The following is a 20,889-nucleotide window of genomic DNA, read 5'->3' on the forward strand; positions in this document are numbered from 1 at the left end:
CGTGCTCCGACTTCTCGTCGTGGGGGTCTTCCTCGCCCTCCTCACCTACCTGCTGCATCGACGACTCGTCCGGGCACCCGGCCTGCCGCGTCCTGCCGCCCTCGCCGCCGCCCTCGTCCTGGCGGCGATGTTCGTGCTCACGCTCGTTGCCTCCGGGGTGGGCACGGTGCTCGACCCCGCTTGGGCCCGTCCCTTCGGGTTCCTCGGCTGGAGCTGGCTCGCCGTGGTGCTGTACCTGATGCTCGGTCTCCTGCTCATCGGAGCGGGGTTGCTCGTCGCCCGCCTCGCCCGGCGCGGACGCCCCGGGCCGACCACCGACGAGACCCCGCGACGGGGGCTGCGCATCGCGACCGCCGTGCTCGTCGTCGCCGCGGTCGCCGCCGTCGGATACGGCACGGTCGAGGCCGACCGGCCGCGGATCGTCACCGTGCCCGTCGCCCTGCAGGACCTGCCCGCAGGCTTCGACGGCGCCCGCATCGCGCTCGTCACCGACCTGCACGTCGGACCCGCCCGCGGCGCCGACTTCGTGCAACGCGTCGTCGACCTCGTCGCCGAAGAGCAACCCGACCTGATCGTGCTCGGCGGCGACCTCGCCGACGGCACCGTCGAACTCGTCGGCTCCGACCTCGAGCCGCTCCGGCAGCTGCAGGCCCCGCTCGGGGTGTACGGCGTCAGCGGCAACCACGAGTACTACTCCGACGACGCCGAATCATGGCTCGACCACTGGGAGACCCTCGGTGTACGCGCCCTGCGCAACGAGCACGTCGTCCTCGAACGCGACGGCGACGTCGTCGCGCTCGCCGGCGTCCACGACTACACCGCCACCGAACCCCACCACCCCGACATGCCCGCCGCCCTCGACGGCATCGCGGACGGTACCCCGGTGATCCTCGCAGCCCACCAGCCCCGGCACGTCGACGAGGCCCGCGAACTCGGAGTCGACCTGCAACTGTCCGGGCACACCCACGGCGGGCAGATGTGGCCGCTGCGACCGTTCGTCTCCCTCGCCAACCCCACCGTCACCGGACTCGACCGCTTCGGCGACACGCAGATCTACACGTCCCAGGGCACCGGCGCGTGGGGACCGCCCGTGCGGGTCGGCACCCCACCGGAGATCTCCATCCTCGAGCTGACCGCCGCGAACGGACGTCCCTTCGCTCTGGGACTTGGTGAGTTGTGTTGTTAACGGGGAGGCATTCTGTATTTCTATGGTTTCCGTCCGGTTCGGAGTTACCCAACCGATGAAGATGGCCGACGGACGGGTCCGTCGGCCATCCCCGGCGTCAGCCGCTGTACGCCTCCAAGGGCGGGCACGAGCACACCAGATTCCGGTCGCCGTGTGCGCCGTCGATACGCCGCACCGCCGGCCACACCTTGGCCCGGCTCTTCCCCATCGGGAACACCGCGATCTCCCGCGAGTACGGGTGGTCCCACTCGCCCACCAGGCATTCCGCGGTATGCGGAGCCCCACGCAGCGGGTTGTCGTCCACCGGCCACTCCCCTGCCCCGACCCGGTCGATCTCACCGCGGATCGAGATCATCGCCTCGATGAACGCGTCGAGTTCGGCGATGTCCTCGCTCTCGGTGGGCTCGACCATGAGGGTGCCGGCCACCGGGAAGCTCATCGTCGGCGCGTGGAAACCGTAGTCGGCCAGACGCTTCGCGACGTCGTCGACCGTCACCCCCGTCGCCTTCGTCAGCGGACGCAGATCGAGGATGCATTCATGGGCGACCATGCCGGTCTCCCCCGTGTACAGCACCGGGAAGTACTCGTCGAGACGACGGGCGATGTAGTTGGCCGACGCGATCGCCGTCAGCGACGCGCGACGCAGTCCCTCGGCACCCATCATCTTGATGTACGCCCAGGTGATCGGCAGGATCGACGCCGACCCGTAGGGCGCCGCCGAAACCGGTCCCGCTCCCCCGAGTCCGGGCTCCGCGGGGTGGCCCGGCAGGTACGGGGCCAGATGCGAGCGGACCCCGATCGGGCCGACACCCGGACCGCCACCACCGTGCGGGATGCAGAACGTCTTGTGCAGGTTCAGGTGGCTCACATCGCCCCCGAACCTGCCCGGCCGCGCCAGACCCACCAGCGCATTGAGGTTGGCGCCGTCGATGTACACCTGACCGCCGGCGTCGTGCACGGCACCGCAGATGTCGGCGATGTCGTGCTCGTAGACACCGTGGGTGGACGGGTAGGTGATCATGATCGCGGCCAGGCGCGCACCGTGGTCGACGATCTTGGCGCGCAGGTCGTCGAGATCGACGTCGCCGTTCGGGCGGCACGCGACGACCTCGACACGCATGCCCGCCATCACGGCGGATGCGGCGTTGGTGCCGTGCGCGCTCGACGGGATCAGGCAGATGTCCCGATCGGTGTCGCCGCGGTCGAGGTGGTAGTGACGGATTGCGAGCAGACCCGCGTACTCGCCCTGGCTGCCGGCGTTGGGCTGCAGGCTCACGGCGTCGTACCCCGTCACCGCGGCGAGCCAGCCCTCCAGGTCGGCGATCAGACGGCGGATGCCGGCCGTCTGGTCCGCCGGAGCGAACGGATGCAGACCCGCGAACTCGGGCCAGGTGATGGCCTCCATCTCGGCGGCGGCGTTGAGCTTCATCGTGCACGAGCCCAGCGGGATCATCGTCCGGTCGAGGGCGAGGTCCTTGTCGGACAGGCGCCGCAGATACCGCATCATCGCGGTCTCGGTGCGGTAGCGGGTGAACGCCTCGTGCTGCAGGAACTCGCTGGTGCGGGCCAGGGCCTGCGGCAGCGCCGTTCCCCCGGCGGCCTCACCGGCGGTGACACCGAAAGCGCCCAGGATCGCATCCACGTGCGCCGCGGTGGTGGCCTCGTCGCACGAGATCGACACGTGATCGTCGTCGACCCGGTACAGGTTGATGCCGGCCTCGAGGGCGGCGGCGAGCACGGCGTCGGCGCGCCCCGGCACGCGCACGAGGACGGTGTCGAAGAACTCGTCGTGGACGACCTCGACGCCACCGGCGCGCAGACCGTCGGCGAGTCGACGGGCGTGCCCGGCCACGCGGCGGGCGATGCCGGTGAGGCCTTCGGCGCCGTGATACGAGGCGTACATGGCCGCGAGCACAGCGAGGAGCACCTGAGCGGTGCAGATGTTGCTGGTGGCCTTCTCACGGCGGATGTGCTGCTCACGGGTCTGCAACGCGAGGCGGTAGGCCGGGTTGCCGTCAGCGTCCACCGAGACACCGACGAGGCGTCCGGGCAGGGTGCGGGTGTGGGCGCTACCGACGGCGAGGTAGCCGGCGTGCGGCCCGCCGAAGCCCATCGGCACACCGAACCGCTGGGTGGTGCCGAAGCACGCGTCGGCACCCTGCTCCCCGGGCGGGGTGATCAAGGTCATGGCCAGCAGGTCGGCGCCGATGGCGACGAGCGCGCCGCGGCCGTGGGCCGCCGCGATGATCGGAGCGGCGTCGATGATGCGGCCCGAGGCGCCGGGCACCTGGAGGACCACGCCGAAGAACTCGCCCTCGGGAAGTCCGTCGGCAGCGAGGTCGACGGTGACGATCTCGATACCGAGCGGTTCGGCGCGAGTCGCCAGCACCGCGGCGGTCTGCGCGAACAGGTCGACGTCGACGACCAGGCGCGGGCTCTTGGACTTGCGGTTCGCGCGGCGCAGCAGGGTCATGGCCTCGGCAGCGGCGGTGGCCTCGTCGAGCATCGACGAGTTCGCGATCTCCATGCCGGTCAGGTCGGCGACCATGGTCTGGAAGTTCAGCAGCGCCTCGAGGCGTCCCTGGCTGATCTCCGGCTGGTAGGGGGTGTAGGCCGTGTACCAGGCGGGGTTCTCGATGATGTTGCGCAGCAGCACGGGCGGCGTGAGCGTGTCGTAGTAGCCGTGGCCGATCATCGACGTCGCTACGGTGTTCTGCGACGCGAGTGCCTTCAGTTCGGCGAGTACGTCGTGCTCGGAGCGGGGCGCGTCGAGGACGTCGAGGCCGGTCGGCACGTTGTCTGCACGGTCGTCGAGGATGGCGGCCGGCACCGCGGCGGTGGCGAGGGCGTCGAGGGAATCGACTCCCACGACGTCGAGGATCCGGTTCAGGCCGGCGGTGTCGGGGCCGATGTGGCGATCGGCGAAGTTCGAGGTGACGGCATCTGTCATCGCAGCTCCCGGGCTGGTCGGCGAGGTCCACATGCGCGCGGTCGCGCGAGGTGGTTCCTCCCCCTCTGTCGTGAGCTCGCGGAGCGAGCGCCTGAGAGATTCGGCCGGCCAGAGCCTTTCCCCGTGGGCGGGCGGGTGCTCCCGCCACTTTCCAGAGACGTCGGAGCTCACGCGGTCCCGGTTGCCTGAGAGATTGACGGGGAGGTGCTGCTCCTTCGGCGCCCGGCTCGGTGTCCGGGTCTCTCCCGCGTGATGGCGACGCGTCTTCGAGTCTAGTTCACGTCGCGGGGGTCGAAATACCGCAGGTGCGGAAAGTGCCGCCTGCGGTGGAGTGGAGCGGTCATGTGGTCGGCCGATGCGACATCAGTGGTGTGGTCAGCCGATGCGGCGGTTGATGCGTTCGCGGCGACGCGACGCCAGTTCGTCCTCGGGGCGTTCCTCGACGCCGCCGCCGTCGGCGCGTTCGGCGGGGAAATCGGCGATGCTGCCGGTGAGCTCGCGCATCGCGCCGCTCACCGCGATCCCGAAGACGCCCTGCCCGCCCTGCAGCAGGTCGACGACCTCTTCGGGCGACGTACATTCGTAGACGGTGGTGCCGTCGGAGAAAAGAGTGATCTTCGCGAGGTCGCCCACCCCACGGCTGCGGAGATGGTCGACGGCGACGCGGATGTTCTGCAGCGAGACGCCGGTGTCGAGCAGGCGCTTGACGATCTTGAGGACGAGGATGTCCTTGAACGAGTACAGCCGTTGGCTACCGGAACCGGCAGCCCCGCGGATGGACGGTACGACCAGATTCGTGCGGGCCCAGTAGTCGAGCTGGCGGTAGCTGATTCCTGCGATCTGGCAGGCGATGGGCACGCGGTAGCCGACGAGTTCGTCGGGCGCCGAGTTGTCCGGAAACAGGCCCGGTTGGATCTCGTCGGTCTCGTTCGTCCGCGGCGCCGGATTCGAGCGATCGCCGGAATCGACGCCGAGTGGCTGTCCCTTCGTCCGATCTCGCACTACTGACTCCCTCTCGCGCGCCCAGTTCTGCCTCGCAACGATCGATTGGTGGATCCCCCGACCACATCCGATCATCGAGCCCTCCCAGGCTCACCGAGTCATCCCTGGCGGATCAACTCAGCGTACGCTCCGGTGTTGGGCGTCGGGCTGCGACACGCCGACCGGAAGGCAACGTTCGACATTACTACCGTCACGGCCGACGCGCGCGCCAACGCTCGTCGCCGTGCGACGGACGGCGCTCAGCCGTCCGTCGCCTTGAAATCGTCGGGCGAGACGGAGTCGAGGAACTCCTTGAACTTCTCGACCTCGTCCTCCCGTTCGTCGGGCATGACCAGTCCTGCCTCGGTGAGCACCGGTTCCTCGACGTGGACCGGCGCGCCGATGCGCAAGGCCACCGCGACCCCGTCGGAGGGCCGGCAGGAAACACGCATCCCTCCGTCGAAGACCAGATCCGCGTAGAACGTCCCTTCGCGCAGGTCGACGATGCGCACCTCGCGGAGGTTGCGACCGAACGCCTCGAGGAGGTTCTTGATCAGGTCGTGGGTCAGCGGCCGTGCCGGTTCGACCCCCTGCTGTTCGAGGGCGATGGCGGTCGCTTCGTTCTGCCCGATCCAGATCGGCAGATACCGATCGCCGTCGACCTCCCGCAGCAGAAGGACAGGCTGGTTCTGCGGCTGTTCGATACGAATCCCTACTATCCGCATCTCGCTCATCGCGATGCCTCCGTCCTGCTGCTCGTCGGTGGCGGGACCACCCGACAGGTACTGCCTGGAATTCTAGTGTCCTCCAGCGCATCCGTCAGGTGCCGTAGGTCACCACCTGACGGAGGGCCGTGGTCGCACTCGACGACGAATTCGTCGCCTAACGGTCGAGGGCTCCTTGCACCGCCGCTTTCACCAGGCAGGTGTGCAATGTCAACGACAGTGCGGCCAGTTCGCGCACCATCTCCTCGGCGCGCTGCCGTGCCCCGGCGTCGCGGCCCTTCGCGATCGGGCCGGCGATCTGCGCGACGAGCGCGGCCTCGCGGTCGGCGGCGAGCTTGAACGCCCGCAGGTGCCGAACCTCGAGGCCGAACTCCGCCATCGCCTTCGCCGTGCGGGCGAGCAACACCGCGTCCTCGTCGAAGAAACCGGCCGGGCCCGGCTTGAGCAGGCCCGCCCCCACCAGCTCGGTGAGGAAGGCCGCGTCGATCCCGGCACGGGTGCACAGATCCTCGCGGCTCACCCGGATCTCGCGATCGGTGCGCAGATCCTCCGGCGAGACCTCGCCGCGGGCCACCGCCAGCGGACGCGGCCGGGTGATCCGGGTCTCGACCGATCCCACCGTGGCGGCGCCGCGGTCGATCGCCTCGAGCTGCTCCTTGATCACCTTGAGCGGAAGGTACTGATCGCGCTGCGCGGTGAGCACGTACCGCAGACGCTCGCAGTCGGCGATCGAGAAGCGTCGGTAGCCCGAGGGGGTGCGTTCCGGGCTGATCAGTCCCTCGGCCTCGAGGAACCGGATCTTCGAGATCGTCACGTCCGGGAATTCCGGACGCAGGCGGTCGAGCACCGACCCGATCGACATTCCGGCCGGCGCCGGCTGGCGGGCCGCGGTCATCAGCTACCTGCGCCCTGGTTACCTCGCGGACCGGTCAGGAACACCAGCCGGAACTTGCCGATCTGCACCTCGTCGCCGTTCGCGAGGACGGCGGAGTCGACCGGCTCGCGGTTGACGTAGGTGCCGTTGAGGCTTCCCACGTCGACGACCTGGAATTCGCCCTCGTCCTGGCGGAACTCGGCGTGCCGACGGCTGACGGTCACGTCGTCGAGGAAGATGTCGCTGTCGGGATGCCGGCCCGCCGAGGTGGTGGGCTGGTCGAGCAGGAAGCGCGATCCTGCATTGGGCCCCCGCTTGACGACCAGCAGCGCCGATCCGGCGGGCAGGCCCTCGACACCCGAGACGGGCGCTTCGGTGGTGGCCGAACCTGCGCCTTCCACTTCGTTCAGGAAGTCGGCGCGAAATACCGAAGTGGTCTCTGCAGGAGTCTCCTCGTAGCCCGCGTTGCCGTTCTCGCTCACCGTTTCTCCTTATCCGTTCGACCACCCGGGTGATCCCGGGCGGTCGCTGATTCGTTCGCCCCGTTCAGGTCCGACACGGCACACGCCATATCCGACCGTACCCCGCGCGGGGGTACTGACGCAGACAGTCGCGGTCACGTTACCTGTCGGGTCCGTCAGCCTTCCGTGATCCCGCGGTAACCTTCCGCGTCGAGCGTCTCCGCGAGGGCCTCGTCGAGGGCGCTCTCGCTGCCGACCTCCACGTCGACGAGCCAGCCCTCCTCGTACGGGCTGCTGTTCACCAGTTCGGGATTCGCGTCGAGTTCCGTGTTGACGGCGGTCACCTTCGCGGTCAGCGGCGCGAACACGTCCGACACGCTCTTGGTGGACTCGACCTCTCCGAAGGACTCGCCGGCAGCGATCTCGGCGCCCGCCTCCGGCAGCTGCACGAAGACCACGTCGCCGAGTTGGGACTGTGCGTAGTCGGTGATCCCGATGCGCACGGTCGTCGCGCCCGTCCTGCGCACCCACTCGTGCTCGGGGGTGTACCGCAGATCCTCGGGTGTCGCGAAATCGGTCAAGACTGGTCCTTTCGGAGACGACGTTCGACCGGAACGTCGGATTCAGTTACCGGGCTGAGAGTATTGGCGTGGCTCGATCTCCCGCAAGGCGGACACCTCCACCTGCGGAGACTGTTCCACGGACAATGATCCGCCCGCACGGGCGACCGTGTCGACCACTCCGCCGGGAATGTTCAGCGCGGCGGCGAGAGTCGGTCCGTCGCCGATGGCGGTGACGGTGTACGGAGCGTCGAGTCGGCGGTCGTCGACGACGATGTCGCCGCCCGGTCCGGTGACCCACGAATCGACTCCGATGCGCACGGTCTCCCCGTTCGCCCCGGCGATCTGCATCGTGTCGGCACCCGCCGCGCGCAGCTCCTGGATCATGTCGAGCAGCACCTCCGATCCGACGCCTTGGCGCGGATCGTCGACGGTGAGAACCACTCCGGGTCCGGTGGCGGGTTCGGTGCCGAGCTGGACGGACAACGTGTACAGACGCGTACGGGCCTCCTCGAGTGCCGCTTCCGAGCCTTCCTGTTCGAGACTCGAGAGGGTGCGCTCGAGTTCGGTGATCTCCTGGCGGAGAGCGGCTTCGCGGCGATTGAGGTTGTCGAGCAGCACGAGCAGGTCCGCGGGGCGCGCCGAGTCGAGGGCGTCGCCGGTGTCGGTGGTGCGCACCTGGGTGGCGATGCCGGCGCCGAGCAGGACGACCAGAATCGCCGCGAGGACGAGGAAGACGCGTTGCGAGCGGGTGGCGCGCGCAGTGCCGGTGTCGGGTGCGGGGCCGGTGTCGGATGCGGGACCGGGTTGTTGCGGTTCGGTCACGGTCAGGCTCCGAACAGGCGACGACGTAGGGCGGCAGCGTTTCCGAAGATGCGGATGCCGAGGACGACGATGACGGCGGTCGACAGCTGGGTGCCCACCCCGAGTTGGTCGCCGAGCCACACGATCAGTGCGGCGACGAGGACGTTGAAGACGAACGACACCACGAACACCTTCGCGTCGAAGATGTCGTCGAGATAGGCGCGCAGCCCGCCGAAGACCGTGTCGAGCGCGGCGACCACCGCGATGGGCAGGTAGGGCTGCACGACGTCGGGTACCTGTGGGCTGAACACGATTCCGGCGCCGATCCCGATCGCCAGTGCGAGCACCGCGTAGAGCGCGTGACCGTGTTCGAGTCGCTTCACCTGTACCCCGTTTCTCCGCTGCTGCCGAGCTTCCGGACCGTGGCGGCCGGAAACTCGAGATCGTCCTCCTCGGCGAGGGTGAATCCCACCCCGTAGAGCTGTTGGATCCCCGCGATGCGCAGGTAGGCGTCGCTGACGACGAAGGACGTCTGCAGCCGGGACGGAGAACCCACCGCCGAGACCGTGTACGGGGAGAATACGGGTCGGTTGTCGACGAGCATCGCTCCCCCGGCCTGCCGGATGGTGACGCCGGGGCCAACCCGCACGCCACCGACCTCGACGGCCTCCGCACCGGCCGCCCACAGCGCGTTGACGACCGACTGCAGGTCGCGGTCGAGGACGAGCGCGGTGGGCCGGTCCTCGAGTCGCGCCGCATCCGACAGGTTCGGTCGCGCGGCGGGTTCGGTGAGGGTGACCGTGATCCCCGGACCGCGCACGGGTGTTGCCGCGGCTGCGGTCTCGGCGTCGCGGAGTTCGTCGAGGATGCTCGCGCCGTCGCCTCCGTCGGAGAACAGGGCGGTGCGTCGTTCGTCGGTCGCGGCGCCGAGTTCGTCCCGCCGAGCGGTGAGCGCGTCGATGCGTTCGTCCCCTGCCCGGAGGGAATCGAGGATCTCGGCGCGGGTGCTGTCGGTGCCGGCCTGCACGTCGGCGTTCTGCGCGTACGCGACGCCGATCACGAGGCCGGCGAGGAGACCTCCGGCGCCGAGCCACGCGCGCGACGCGCGCGGAGAGGTGCTCGGGCGCCCTGCGGCCCGGTCCGCGGCGGACGCGGCGTAGCCGGGGTCGAGATGATCCTCGAGGAGCGACTTCAGGAGCGAGGGCACCGGATTGCGCCGGATGCGTTCCCACGCGCGGCTCATCGGATCACCTCCCGGCCGGCACGATCCGTGCCGTCACGACGGCCTGCCCGAGGTACAGCAGGCCGGTCCACACGTACAGCACGGTCCCCCAGATCAGGGCGGCCCAGCCGAGTGGGCCGGTGATCGGCTCCGAGGCGGGCACGGCGACGGCCCCGAGCATCAGCGGCAGCGCGCACATGAGCAGGAAGGTCGCGCCTTTGCCGAGGTAGAGCACGTCCGGCGGGGGCAGTTCCCGGCGCCGGTAGACGGCCAGGGTCGGGGCCAGGACGAGTTCGCGGCCGACGAGGATCACCGCGATCCACCAGGGCACGATGTCGCGCGCCACGAGGGCGACGAGGGTGGCCACGATGTAGAGGCGGTCGACGGCGGGATCGAGAAGGGCACCGAGGCGGGAGGTCTGGTCGAGCAGCCGGGCGAGTTTGCCGTCGGCCCAGTCGGTGATGCTGCTCGCGGCCAGCAGGATCAGCGCCCAGACGTCGGCGTGGGCGACGAGGACGAGATAGAGGAAGACGGGCACACCCAGCAGCCGGACGAAACTGAGGACGTTCGGCACGGTGAGGATGCGGTCCGATCCGCGCGCGTCGGCGGTTCCGGTCGCATCGGTCATGGTGGGGCCGCTCCGTGTTCTCGTGAGGTCGTACTCGTGGTGCCCCGCCGGAGTTCCGTTCGGGCGCGGAGTCCAGCCTTGCACAGCCGCGCGACCGGAGGTTCCGGGGTGTCAGCGCCAGGCGAAGACCGGCTGCTCGAGACCGTCGATGCGGGTGGCCCGCCGGCGCAGCACGACCTCACGGAACTGGTAGACCACCGCAGCGGTCGGTGCGTGGACGAGGTGACCGCGGAAGGGCCACTGGATCACCGGCTTGTCGGATTCGGGGATGGTGACGAAGCGCGGGTCGACGTCGAGTTCGTCGGTGGTGACGGCGAAGAGCACGTCGACCTCGTCGGGGCTGGGCTTCAGGTCGGTCACGGCGATGTCCGACCACACGACGAACGGCGACATGACGTAACCGGAGCGGGTGACGTAGTCGTCGAGCCGGCCGAGAACGGCCTCGGGGCCGAGGTCGAGACCGAGCTCTTCATGCAACTCGCGCAGGGCGGCCTCCTCGGGCTGCTCCCCCTCGTCCAGACGCCCGCCCGGCAACGCGAACTGGCCGGGATGCGCCCGCAGACGCGTCGGTCGCCGCGTGAGGGGCATGACGGGATTGCCGTTCACGTCGTCGAGCACCGCCACGACGACGGCTGCGTGCCGGCGGCCGTCGAGCGGTAGTCGGCGCGAATCGAACGCGTCCAGCGCGTCGCGGACGTTGTCTCGGTCGAGAGGATGAGCAGCGGGCATGGGTCGACAGTAGTTCGTCACAACTGGACCGGCGGGTAGGCGCATGTCGTGGCCGGTGTCGGTGGCGTCGGTCGCGAGGAGGGATATTCTGGATATCTACGGTTTCCGTCCCGCTCGGAGTAACTACCCGGGGTGGGAGTTCTCCGGACACGGATCCCCGCCCGCGGTCATAGTGGGAGCCGACGGAAAGGAGCTCGATGAACGACGTGCCCGCCGGCCTCGACCTCGATGCGCTCGATGCCTATCTGCAGACCTCCGCCCCCGACCTGTTCTCCGGTCCCCTCCGCGCCCGCCTGATCAGCGGCGGGCGCTCGAATCTCACCTACGAGGTGACCGACGGCGACCGGCGGCTGGTGCTGCGCCGTCCCCCACTCGGACACGTCCTTGCGACCGCACACGACATGGCCCGCGAGTACCGCGTCATCTCCGCGCTCGCCGGCACCGCGGTACCGGTCCCCCGCTCGTATCTGCTGTGCGAGGACGATTCGGTGCTCGGCGCGCCCTTCTACCTCATGGATCTGGTCGTGGGGACGCCCTATCGCACCGCGGAGGAACTCGAACCGCTCGGCGCCGAGCGCACGCGCGTGATCTCCGAGCGGATGGTCGACACCCTGGCAGCCCTGCACGCGGTGGACCCGGCGACCGTGGGGCTCGAGGACTTCGGCCGCCCCCAGGGCTTCCTCGAGCGGCAGGTGCGGCGCTGGACCACACAGCTCGAGAACTCGCACGGCCGGGACCTCGACGGCGCCGACGAGCTGCACCGGCTGCTCGTCGACAATCTGCCCGGCGACGGCGAGGTGGGCATCGTGCACGGCGATTACCGGCTCGACAACGTCCTCGTCGACGACGACGACAAGGTGGTCGCGGTGCTGGACTGGGAGATGGCCACGCTCGGCGATCCCCTCACCGATGTGGCGTTGCTGCTGGTGTACCAGCGGCTGGCGCGGGGGAACACGGAGTTCCCCGTCTCGACGGTGTCCCGCGCTCCGGGCTTCCTCGGTGACGACGAACTGCTTGCACGGTACGAGGCCGCGGGCGGACGTGACCTGTCGGACATGGCGTTCCATCTCGCCCTGGCCTACTACAAGCTCGCGGTGATCCTCGAGGGCATCTACTTCCGGTTCCGCCAGGGCAAGACGGTCGGCGAGGGGTTCGAGGAACTCGGCCGCGGTGTCGAGCCGCTGTTGCACGCCGGTATCGATGCGCTGAAGAGCCGGAAGAGTTGATTCCGAGGAGTCGATCCCGCGACCGTTGTCGTAGTCGCTCGGTACGCTCCGCCCATGCCGCATCCGGTGATGTTCGACGAGGCGGATCCTCTGCTCGCCCGTGTGCGCTCGCTCGCGCTGGCCCTGCCCGGCGCGAGCGAGAAGATCTCGCACGGCCGTCCGTTCTTCTCCACACGTACGGCCTTCGCGGTCTTCGGAGGCGGCGAGAAGGGCACCCGCGCACCGTTTCCCCGCTCCCTCATCGTCAAACCCGACGAGGAGGAACGCCGCGCGCTGCTCGAGGAATCCCACACCTATGTGCCGATGTACTTCGGGCCGTCCGGGTGGGTCGGGTACGACCTCGCCCGTCCGGAGGTGGACTGGGACGAGGTCGCCGAACTGCTCGACATGTCCTATCGGCAGACCGCGCCGGCGAAGCTGGTGCGCGAGCTCGACGCCCGTCTCGGCTGACGGGCGCCGACCGGCGCGGGTTCAGCCCTGCTGGTCGCCGATGCTGACCATCCACGACACGCCGAAGCGATCGGTGCACATGCCGAACAGATCGCCCCACGGGGCTCGCTCGAGCGGCATGTCGACACGACCGTCCGCGGTCAGTGCGTCCCACCAACCCCGGAGCACGCTCTCGTCGTCCCCGCTGAGCGAGAGCGAGAAGTTCGTGCCGGGCGTGTAATCCGTTCCCTGCGGGGTGTCCGAGGCCATGAGCACGAAACCGCGGTCGGTGGTGAGCATCGAGTGCATCACCTTCGCGTTCTCGTTCGGATCGTCCCAGTCGTGCATGTCGCCGAATGTGCTCACCGTCAGCTCACCACCGAACACCGACCTGTAGAACTCCATGGCTTCGCGTGCGGAATCGCGGAATGCGAGATAGGGATTGAATCGAGTGGTCATCATGGTCCTTTCGCGGGTGCCGCAGGGCACGGATGGTGCCGCACGGAGAATGACCGTCCGCCGACGCATTTCTCATCGTGGACGGTGCGCACCGGATCCGGGACCGTTCGGCGCGATCCGTGTCAGGAGACCGTCACTGTGGCTCGGGCGTACTCGGGTCGGTCGACGAGGTCGGCCGGCACGCGCCCGACCGCACGTCACGCAACCGCCCACGACGAGACGTCGCCGTCGGACACCGTTGCCTCGTCCTCGTCACCGTCGGTGAGGTTCACGGGGGTGCGTACCGCTGCGCAGGCGACGACCGGATGAGACCCCCGCAGAAACGAGAAAACCCCTTCCGACCGGAGTCGGAAGGGGTTTTCGCTGTCGGGCTGACAGGATTTGAACCTGCGACCACTTGACCCCCAGTCAAGTGCGCTACCAAGCTGCGCCACAGCCCGTCCGCGCTCTCTCCGAGCGCTCTCAGAGATTACAACAGGAACGGACCGAAACACTAATCGGCTGGTCAGCGCGTTTTCACGACCGGGCGTCGGGAGCTCACTTGCGGCGGTCGCGCTTCTCCCGCACGCGCACCGAGATCCGCACGGGGCTGCCGTCGAAGTTGAACTCCTCACGCAGGCGACGTTCGAGGAAGCGGCGGTAGCCGGCCTCGAGGAAGCCCGTGGTGAACAGCACGAAGGTCGGCGGCCGGGTGGCCGCCTGGGTGGCGAACAGCACCCGGGGCAGGCGACCGCCGCGCATCGGCGGCGGAGTCGCGGCCACGACCTCCTTGAGCCACGAGTTCAGGCGTCCGGTCGAGATGCGCTTGTCCCACGACTCGAGGGCGGTCTCCATGGCCGGGACGAGCTTCTGCACGGCGCGACCGGTCTTGGCGGAGATGTTCACCCGCGACGCCCACGGCACCCGCAACAGGTCGCGGTCGATCTCGCGGCCGAGTTCGTAGCGGCGGTCCTCGTCGACGAGATCCCACTTGTTGAACGCGATCACCAGGGCGCGGCCGGACTCGACGACCATCGTGATGACCCGCTGGTCCTGCTCGGTGATGGGCTGCGAGGCGTCGATGAGCAAGACCGCAACCTCGGCCGCGTCGATCGCACCGCGCGTGCGCAGGGAGGCATAGAACTCGGCGCCGGACGCGCTGTTGACGCGCTTGCGCAGACCTGCGGTGTCGACGAATCGCCACGGCTTGCCGCCGAGCTCGACGATCGAGTCCACCGGGTCGACGGTGGTGCCGGCGATGTCGTGCACCACCGACCGCTCGTCGCCGGCGAGCTTGTTGAGCAGGCTCGACTTGCCGACGTTCGGCTTGCCCACCAGCGCGACGCGGCGAGGCCCTTCCCCACCGGTGCCCTCGCGGGGTGTGGCCGGCAGCTTGGCGAGCAGCTCGTCGAGCAGGTCGCCGGTGCCGCGGCCGTGGGTGGCCGACACCGAATAGGGCTGGCCGAGTCCGAGGGACCACAGGGCTGCGGCCTCGGATTCGACGCGGTCGTCGTCGACCTTGTTCGCCACCAGCAGCACCGGAGTCTTGGACCGGCGCAGCACCTTCGCGACGGCCTCGTCGACGCTGGTGGCGCCCACGGTGGCATCGACGACGACGAGGATCGCGTCGGCGGTGCGCATCGCGACCTCCGCCTGACGGGCCACGGACTGCTGCATGCCCTTCGCGTCGGGCTCCCATCCGCCGGTGTCCTGCACCATGAATCGGCGGCCGTTCCACGACGCCTCGTACGAGACGCGGTCGCGGGTGACACCCGGGACGTCCTCGACGACGGCTTCACGTCGGCCGATGATGCGGTTGACCAGGGTGGACTTGCCCACGTTCGGTCGGCCGACCACAGCGACGGTCGGGACCGGCACGAACTCCTCGAGATCGCCGCCCTCGGCGAACTCGATGTCCCAGTCGCCTTCTTCCGACCAGGTGCCGTCGCCGTCGAACCCGGTGTAGTCGGTGCTCAGGTCGTCGCTCACAGCTTCGCTCCAGTCTGCTCGGCGACCACCGCGAGCAGCGCGGCGATCACCTCGTCGATGTTCATGTCGCTGGTGTCCACGACGACCGCGTCGTCCGCCGCGCGCAGCGGGGACACCGCGCGGGTGGAGTCGAGGTGGTCGCGGCGCTGCACCGCGGCGAGGACCGCCTCGTAGTCGTCGCCGCGACCCTCGGCGATGTTCTGGTTGTTGCGCCGGTGCGCACGGGCCTCCGCCGAGGCGGTGAGGAAGATCTTCACGTCCGCGTCGGGGAAGACGACCGTGCCGATGTCGCGTCCTTCGATCACGACGCGGTGCTCGGCGCAACCGAGACGCTGCTGGGCCTCGACGAGCAGGGTGCGCACCTCGGGCACGGCGGAGACCGCGGAGACCGCGGCCGTGACCTCGGCGCCGCGGATGATCTCGCGCACGTCGTCCCCGTCGAGGCGGATGTCCTCGACGGTGGGGTCGGTGCCGATCGACCACGGCAGGTCGGCGGTGGCCGTGGCGATCGCCGCCGGATCGGTCAGATCGGTGCCGCGGCGCAGGGCGTGCAGCGTCGCGATGCGATACATCGCGCCGGTGTCGAGATAGGCGGCACCGAGATGCTGCGCGAGGCGCTTGGAGACGGTGGACTTGCCCGTGCCCGACGGTCCGTCCATCGCGACGACCAGCGCGTCGGCCGGTGCGGCGGTCACAGCTTCACCGCCTGGTACAGGCCACCGACCTCGTTGCGGCCGAGGACACGGAGGGTGCCGGGACGCTGGTCGCCGAGCGCCACGGGACCGATATTGGTGCGCACGAGCCGGATCACGGGGAACCCGACCGCATCGAGCAGGCGCCGCACGATGTGCTTGCGGCCCTCGTGCAGCACGAGCCGCACGAGCGACTGGCCCTCGTGCACCTCGAGCAGCGAGAACTCGTCGACGGAGGCGGGTCCGTCCTCGAGTTCGATGCCGGCCTTGAGCTGCTTGCCGACACCGCGGGCGAGCACACCCTTGACGGTCGCCAGGTAGGTCTTGGGCACCTCGAAGGACGGGTGCATCAACCGGTGCGCGAGTTCGCCGTCGTTGGTGAGCAACAGCAGACCCTCGGTGTCGGCGTCGAGACGACCGACGTGGAACAGGCGCTGCCCGGCGGCGACGCGTTCGGAGACGATGTCACCGACGCAGGGACGGCCGAGATCGTCCGACATCGTGGACTGCCAGCCGCGAGGCTTGTTCAGCACGAGGTGCACGAGATCCTTGTTGATGACGACGCGGACGCCGTCGACCCGGATCACGGCGTTCTCCGGGTCCACGCGCAGGCCCTGTTCGACGACGATGTTGCCGTCGACCTCGACGCGACCCGCGGCGATGAGTTCCTCGGCGGCGCGGCGCGAGGCGACGCCGGCCTGGGCGAGCACCTTCTGCAGCCGCACGCCTTCACCGGCGGGCAGCTGGGCGGGGCCGGCTTCGCGATGCTGGTGACGCGCGGGACGAGCGTTGCTCACGGTCGGAACGACGCGCTGCGCCGCGCGCTTGGCGGCAGGCTTGGAGGGCTTACCGGTCGAGGTGCCCTTGCGGTGCGGTTTGCGGCCGGCGGCCGGCTGGGCGGGATTGCGGCCTCCGGCCGACTGGGCCGGATTGCGGCCTCCGGCCGACTGGCCGGGAGTGGCCCGGCGATCGGAGCGGGGTGAGTCGGTGCGCTCCCCCGAACGGGGAGCCCCTGCGCGCCCCGAGCGGGGAGCGTCGGTGCGTCCGCTGGAACGCGGTGCTTCGGTGCGTCCTCCGGAACGCGGTGCTTCGGTGCGTCCTCCGGAACGCGGTGCGTCCGCGCGTCCCGAGCGGGATCCCCCGGTGTTGCGCGTGTTCGCGCTGCGGGGATTGTTTCTTCTACGGTCCGGTGTGCCATCACGGCGAGCGGGTGTATTCACTTGGTTCCTGTCAGTTCTCTGGATCGAACTCCGCGGGCGAGAGAGTCTCGGGACGCGCGTTCTTTCCCATTCTCTCAAATCGTGGGTCCGACTCGAGACTGTCGGCGATGTCGTCGATCACATCGACATCGGGCAGAAGCGGCGCAACGGGCGGCAGATCCTGCAGAGACGCCAGGCCGAGGCGTTCGAGGAACAGCTCCGTGGTGACGTAGAGCGTGCCGCCGGTCTCCGGATCGGTACCCGCCTCGGCGATCAGATCCCGCGCGAGCAGGGTGCGCATCACCCCGTCGACGTTGACGCCGCGCACGGCACGGACACGGCTGCGCGTGACCGGTTGCCGGTAGGCGATCACGGCGAGCGTCTCGAGCGCGGCGCGGGTGAGCTTCGTGCGCGCCCCGCCCTGCAACAGTTTCTCGACGTAGGGCGCGAAGTCGCGGCGCGTGTAGAAGCGCCAGCCGTCGCCGGCGAACCGCAGGTCGATGCCCGATCCGCGCGCGGTGAGGTCCTGTGCGAGACGCCGCAGCGCGGCCTCGGCGCGGTCGGCGGTGACCCCGATGGCCGTCGCGAGCTGCTCGGTCGGCGCAGGGGTGTCGACGACGAGCAACAGTGCCTCGAGTGCTGCCGTGAGTTCGTCGTCGGCGATCTCGAGAAGTTCCCCGTCCCACGCGCGTTCCGGCGCAGTGTCTTCGTCACGTTCCCGCGCGGTGCCGTCCGCGCTCCCCGGCGCAGCATCACTCTCGGGCGCAGCGTCGTCCGCGTGCTCCCGCGCGACGGTGTCGTCGCTCACCCGTAGTCCTCCTCGAAATCGATGGCCTCCCCGTCGGTCTCCCCCGTCCACGCGACCTGCAGGTGTCCGAGCGGGTCGGGTTGTTCGAAGGTGACGGCGCGTTCGCGGTAGAGCTCGAGCAACGCGAGGAACCGCGCGACGACCAGCAGCCCGAGATCGCAGTCGGCGACGAGTTCGTCGAATCCGACCCAGACCCCGGCGCCACGGGCACGCAACAGACCGAGGATGTGGGCGGCCTGTTCGGGAACCGACACCTTCGGGGTGTGCAGGTGGTCGAGGCCGACGGTCGGTGGTGGTTTCGGCCGGAACGCCGCGGCGGCGATCTCGGCGAAGCGGTGCGCGTCGACGCCGAGCACGACCTCCGGTACGAGAGTCTCGTAGCACTCCTCGAGCGACACCGCGCGCGGATAGCGGCGCAGCGCCGCGGCCTCGAGGGCGGCGAACTGTTCGGCGATCTGCTTGTACGCCCGGTACTGCAGCAGACGCGCGAACAGCAGGTCGCGGGCCTCGAGCAGGGCGAGGTCCTCGGGGTCGTCGACCTCACCGGCGGGCAGCAGCCGGGCGGCCTTGAGGTCGAGCAGGGTCGCGGCGACGACCAGGAACTCGGTGGTCTGATCGAGGCCGAGTTCGGGGCCGAGTTTGCGGGTGTAGGCGATGAAGTCGTCGGTGACCTCGTGCAGTGCCACCTCGGTGACGTCGAGGCGGCGCTGCGAGATGAGGGTGAGCAGCAGATCGAAGGGGCCCTCGAAGTTGCGCAGGCGCACGTGGAAACCCGAGGTGGTCTCCTCGACCTCCGGCTGGGCCGGTTCGGTGGGTTCCTCGAGGACCACCGCCTCGACCTCCGCGTCGGGTGCCGTGCCGGTGTCCGCCGAGTCCTGGACAGGTGCGTGCACGGGGCTCAGCGACCGCTCCGGTGGATCACTTCCCGCGCGAGGGCGCGGTACGACTCGGCGCCGGCAGAGGTCGGTGCCCAGCGGGTGATGGGTTCGCCGGCGACACTGGTCTCGGGGAACTTCACGGTGCGGTTGATGACGGCGTCGTAGACGAGATCGCCGAAGACCTCCACGACCCGCGACATCACCTCACGTCCGTGCAGGGTGCGCTGGTCGAACATCGTGACGAGGATGCCGGCGACGGCGAGCTTCGGGTTGAGCCGGTCGCGGACCTTGGCGACGGTGTCGTTGAGCAGCGCCAGGCCGCGCAGGCTGAAGAACTCGCACTCCATGGGGATGAGCACCGAGTCGGCGCACGCGAGCGCGTTGACGGTGAGCAATCCGAGCGAGGGCTGGCAGTCGACGAGGATGTAGTCGTAGCGGTCGAGCATCGGGTACAGGGCGCGGCCCAGTGCCTGTTCGCGGCCGACCTCGGAGACGAGCTGGATCTCGGCCGCCGACAGGTCGATGTTGCTCGGCAGCAGGTCGAGGCCCTCGACGTGGGTGCGTACGAGCACGTCGTCGGTGGACACCCGCGGTTCGACGAGCAGATTGTGGACGGTGAGATCGAGATCGTGGTGGGCGACACCGAGTCCGGCGGACAGTGCGCCCTGCGGATCGAGGTCGACGAGCAGGACGCGGCGCCCGTACTCGGCGAGGGACGCCCCGAGGTTGATGGTCGAGGTGGTCTTGCCGACCCCGCCCTTCTGGTTGCACATCGCGATGATGCGGGCCGGTCCGTGGGTGGACAGCGGCACCGGTTCCGGGACGGGACGTCGTGGCCGGCCGGTCGGTCCGAGATCGGGCTCGGCGGCGGTTCCGGCGCTGGTGGCCGGCTCGGTGGTGGACGTTCTGTCGGTGTCCTCGCGGCCGTGTGCGTCGACCGGGACGGTGTTCGACCGGAGGTGCTCCGGCTCCATGTACGTGGCGGGTGGCCGAGGTGTGCCCACGTTCGGTACTCCCCCTGTCTTGCGACCCAGATGTCTTCTCGTCGACCCGTCGGGTGACCCGGCGGCTCGTCCCCAGAACGCTACCGCTTCGTCGGCAGGATCACCGCACGGACACGCGTCCCCTGCGGAGTCGGTCATCGCGCCCGCGGATGCGCCTGCGCCCACACCTCGCGAAGGGCACCGGCGGTGACCAGGGTGTATATCTGCGTGGTCGTCACAGAAGCATGCCCCAGTAACTCCTGCACCACGCGTACGTCGGCGCCCCCGTCGAGCAGATGGGTCGCGAAGGAGTGCCGCAGCGTGTGGGGCGACACCCCGACATCGACCCCGGCGCGTTCGGCGGCGGTCTGCAGCACCTTCCACGCGCTCTGCCGCGACAGGCGGCCGCCGCGGGCGTTGAGGAAGACCGCGGCGGTGCGGCCGGTGGTCAGGGCGGGTCGTCCGCGCACGAGATAGGCGTCGAGTGCGCCGAGCGCCGGGCGGCCGACCGGGACGAGTCGCTGCTTGCCGCCCTTGCCGCGCAGCAGCACGGTGCGTGATTCGGTGTCGATGTCGTCGACGTCGAGTCCGACGGCCTCGGAGATGCGGGCGCCGGTGGAGTACAGCAGCTCGAGCAGGGCGCGGTCGCGCAGGCTGCGGGGCCCGTCGGCGTCGGGGGCGGCGGCATCGAGGATCGCGCTGACCTGGTCGACGGTCAGCGCCTTGGGCAGGCGACGCCCGGGCGCCGGGGGTTTGACGGTGCGGGCGACATCGACCGGGGTCTGTCCTTCGGCGGCGGCGAAGCGGTGCAGGCCCCGCACTGCGATCAGGGCGCGGGCGGCCGAACTCGCCGCCAGCGCCGGGCGGTTGCGTTCCGGATCCCCCCGGCGCAGGCTCGCGGCGAAGTCGCTGATGTGGTGTTCGTGCACGTCGGCGAGGTCGCCGATGTGGATGTCGGTGAGGTGTTCGACGTAGCGCAGCAGGTCGCGGCGGTAGGAGGCGAGGGTGTTCGCCGCGACCCCCCGTTCGACGGTCAGGTGCGCGAGGTAGGCGTCGAGTTGCCCGGTAAGCGTCGGGGACGGCTGCGGAGCGACCTGCGTGGCGGGACGTTCCTCACCGGGCAGCAC

Annotated in this window: 22 protein-coding genes, 1 tRNA gene and 1 riboswitch; of the genes, 3 read left to right on the top strand and 20 right to left on the bottom strand. The window is 69.6% G+C overall.

Annotation, left to right across the window (positions count from 1 at the left end):
- Position 1: 1 nt before the first annotated feature.
- The gene (locus AC0LPE_RS13140; protein ID WP_490604637.1) at positions 2–1,186 is read left to right on the top strand and encodes a metallophosphoesterase; all 1,185 of its coding nucleotides are present in this window, start codon (positions 2–4) and stop codon (positions 1,184–1,186) included.
- A gap of 97 nt (positions 1,187–1,283) precedes the next feature.
- Here the strand turns inward: AC0LPE_RS13140 and gcvP are convergent, their stop codons facing one another.
- The 11 genes from gcvP to AC0LPE_RS13195 form a co-directional block, all read right to left on the bottom strand.
- The gene (gcvP, locus tag AC0LPE_RS13145) at positions 1,284–4,136 is read right to left on the bottom strand and encodes an aminomethyl-transferring glycine dehydrogenase (protein ID WP_490604638.1); all 2,853 of its coding nucleotides are present in this window, start codon (positions 4,134–4,136) and stop codon (positions 1,284–1,286) included.
- Between the two features lie 162 nt (positions 4,137–4,298).
- Positions 4,299–4,394: riboswitch (glycine riboswitch) on the bottom strand.
- A 117-nt stretch (positions 4,395–4,511) separates the two neighbouring features.
- On the bottom strand, positions 4,512–5,138 hold the full coding sequence (locus AC0LPE_RS13150) for a MerR family transcriptional regulator (protein ID WP_006552749.1): 627 nt from the start codon (positions 5,136–5,138) through the stop codon (positions 4,512–4,514).
- A gap of 239 nt (positions 5,139–5,377) precedes the next feature.
- The gene (locus AC0LPE_RS13155; RefSeq protein ID WP_006552748.1) at positions 5,378–5,851 is read right to left on the bottom strand and encodes a bifunctional nuclease family protein; all 474 of its coding nucleotides are present in this window, start codon (positions 5,849–5,851) and stop codon (positions 5,378–5,380) included.
- A gap of 148 nt (positions 5,852–5,999) precedes the next feature.
- Entirely contained in the window at positions 6,000–6,737 is a 738-nt protein-coding gene (ftsR, locus tag AC0LPE_RS13160) for a transcriptional regulator FtsR (protein ID WP_006552747.1), read from the bottom strand.
- Complete coding sequence (gene garA / locus AC0LPE_RS13165) at positions 6,737–7,198, bottom strand: glycogen accumulation regulator GarA (protein WP_006552746.1); 462 nt, start codon at positions 7,196–7,198, stop codon at positions 6,737–6,739. Before garA ends, ftsR begins: the two co-directional genes overlap by 1 nt.
- A 155-nt stretch (positions 7,199–7,353) precedes the next feature.
- Positions 7,354–7,758 (bottom strand): glycine cleavage system protein GcvH, encoded by a 405-nt coding sequence (gcvH, locus tag AC0LPE_RS13170; protein ID WP_016694267.1) that lies wholly within the window; start codon positions 7,756–7,758, stop codon positions 7,354–7,356.
- Positions 7,759–7,800: 42 nt separating this feature from the next.
- A complete protein-coding gene (locus tag AC0LPE_RS13175) occupies positions 7,801–8,562 on the bottom strand; it encodes a DUF881 domain-containing protein (RefSeq protein ID WP_490604639.1) in 762 nt (253 codons plus the stop codon).
- Between the two features lie 2 nt (positions 8,563–8,564).
- On the bottom strand, positions 8,565–8,924 hold the full coding sequence (locus AC0LPE_RS13180; RefSeq protein ID WP_006552743.1) for a small basic family protein: 360 nt from the start codon (positions 8,922–8,924) through the stop codon (positions 8,565–8,567).
- On the bottom strand, positions 8,921–9,784 hold the full coding sequence (locus tag AC0LPE_RS13185) for a DUF881 domain-containing protein (protein WP_490604640.1): 864 nt from the start codon (positions 9,782–9,784) through the stop codon (positions 8,921–8,923). Before AC0LPE_RS13185 ends, AC0LPE_RS13180 begins: the two co-directional genes overlap by 4 nt.
- A gap of 4 nt (positions 9,785–9,788) precedes the next feature.
- Positions 9,789–10,391: a CDP-alcohol phosphatidyltransferase family protein gene (locus tag AC0LPE_RS13190; RefSeq protein WP_006552741.1), complete on the bottom strand. Its 603-nt coding sequence runs from the start codon at positions 10,389–10,391 to the stop codon at positions 9,789–9,791.
- A gap of 111 nt (positions 10,392–10,502) precedes the next feature.
- On the bottom strand, positions 10,503–11,120 hold the full coding sequence (locus AC0LPE_RS13195; protein WP_423660427.1) for an NUDIX hydrolase: 618 nt from the start codon (positions 11,118–11,120) through the stop codon (positions 10,503–10,505).
- 197 nt (positions 11,121–11,317) lie between these two features.
- Here AC0LPE_RS13195 and AC0LPE_RS13200 point away from each other — a divergent pair, with 197 nt between their 5' ends.
- Complete coding sequence (locus tag AC0LPE_RS13200; protein ID WP_490604641.1) at positions 11,318–12,346, top strand: phosphotransferase family protein; 1,029 nt, start codon at positions 11,318–11,320, stop codon at positions 12,344–12,346.
- 54 nt (positions 12,347–12,400) lie between these two features.
- Complete coding sequence (locus AC0LPE_RS13205; protein ID WP_160877668.1) at positions 12,401–12,796, top strand: MmcQ/YjbR family DNA-binding protein; 396 nt, start codon at positions 12,401–12,403, stop codon at positions 12,794–12,796.
- 21 nt (positions 12,797–12,817) lie between these two features.
- On the opposite strand, the gene AC0LPE_RS13210 is transcribed toward AC0LPE_RS13205, so the two are convergent.
- The 9 genes from AC0LPE_RS13210 to xerD form a co-directional block, all read right to left on the bottom strand.
- A complete protein-coding gene (locus AC0LPE_RS13210) occupies positions 12,818–13,234 on the bottom strand; it encodes a VOC family protein (RefSeq protein ID WP_026061784.1) in 417 nt (138 codons plus the stop codon).
- A gap of 366 nt (positions 13,235–13,600) precedes the next feature.
- Positions 13,601–13,674 (bottom strand) — tRNA-Pro (locus AC0LPE_RS13215).
- A gap of 97 nt (positions 13,675–13,771) precedes the next feature.
- Positions 13,772–15,202, bottom strand: a complete 1,431-nt coding sequence (gene der, locus AC0LPE_RS13220) for a ribosome biogenesis GTPase Der (protein ID WP_016695593.1) — start codon at positions 15,200–15,202, stop codon at positions 13,772–13,774.
- Positions 15,199–15,861, bottom strand: coding sequence for a (d)CMP kinase (gene cmk, locus AC0LPE_RS13225; RefSeq protein WP_490606352.1), 663 nt, complete (start codon positions 15,859–15,861; stop codon positions 15,199–15,201). The genes der and cmk overlap by 4 nt, the downstream gene beginning before the upstream one ends.
- Before the next feature lie 32 nt (positions 15,862–15,893).
- On the bottom strand, positions 15,894–17,114 hold the full coding sequence (locus AC0LPE_RS13230; protein WP_490604642.1) for a pseudouridine synthase: 1,221 nt from the start codon (positions 17,112–17,114) through the stop codon (positions 15,894–15,896).
- A 10-nt stretch (positions 17,115–17,124) separates the two neighbouring features.
- On the bottom strand, positions 17,125–17,757 hold the full coding sequence (scpB, locus tag AC0LPE_RS13235) for an SMC-Scp complex subunit ScpB (RefSeq protein ID WP_229568341.1): 633 nt from the start codon (positions 17,755–17,757) through the stop codon (positions 17,125–17,127).
- Positions 17,758–17,897: 140 nt separating this feature from the next.
- On the bottom strand, positions 17,898–18,794 hold the full coding sequence (locus AC0LPE_RS13240; RefSeq protein WP_490604643.1) for a segregation and condensation protein A: 897 nt from the start codon (positions 18,792–18,794) through the stop codon (positions 17,898–17,900).
- Positions 18,795–18,799: 5 nt separating this feature from the next.
- The gene (locus tag AC0LPE_RS13245; RefSeq protein WP_490604644.1) at positions 18,800–19,783 is read right to left on the bottom strand and encodes a ParA family protein; all 984 of its coding nucleotides are present in this window, start codon (positions 19,781–19,783) and stop codon (positions 18,800–18,802) included.
- Between the two features lie 134 nt (positions 19,784–19,917).
- Positions 19,918–20,889 carry a site-specific tyrosine recombinase XerD gene (gene xerD / locus AC0LPE_RS13250; protein WP_490604645.1) on the bottom strand — a complete coding sequence of 324 codons (972 nt, stop codon included), beginning with the start codon at positions 20,887–20,889 and terminating at the stop codon, positions 19,918–19,920.

This window comes from Rhodococcus sp. S3 (assembly GCF_058211795.1).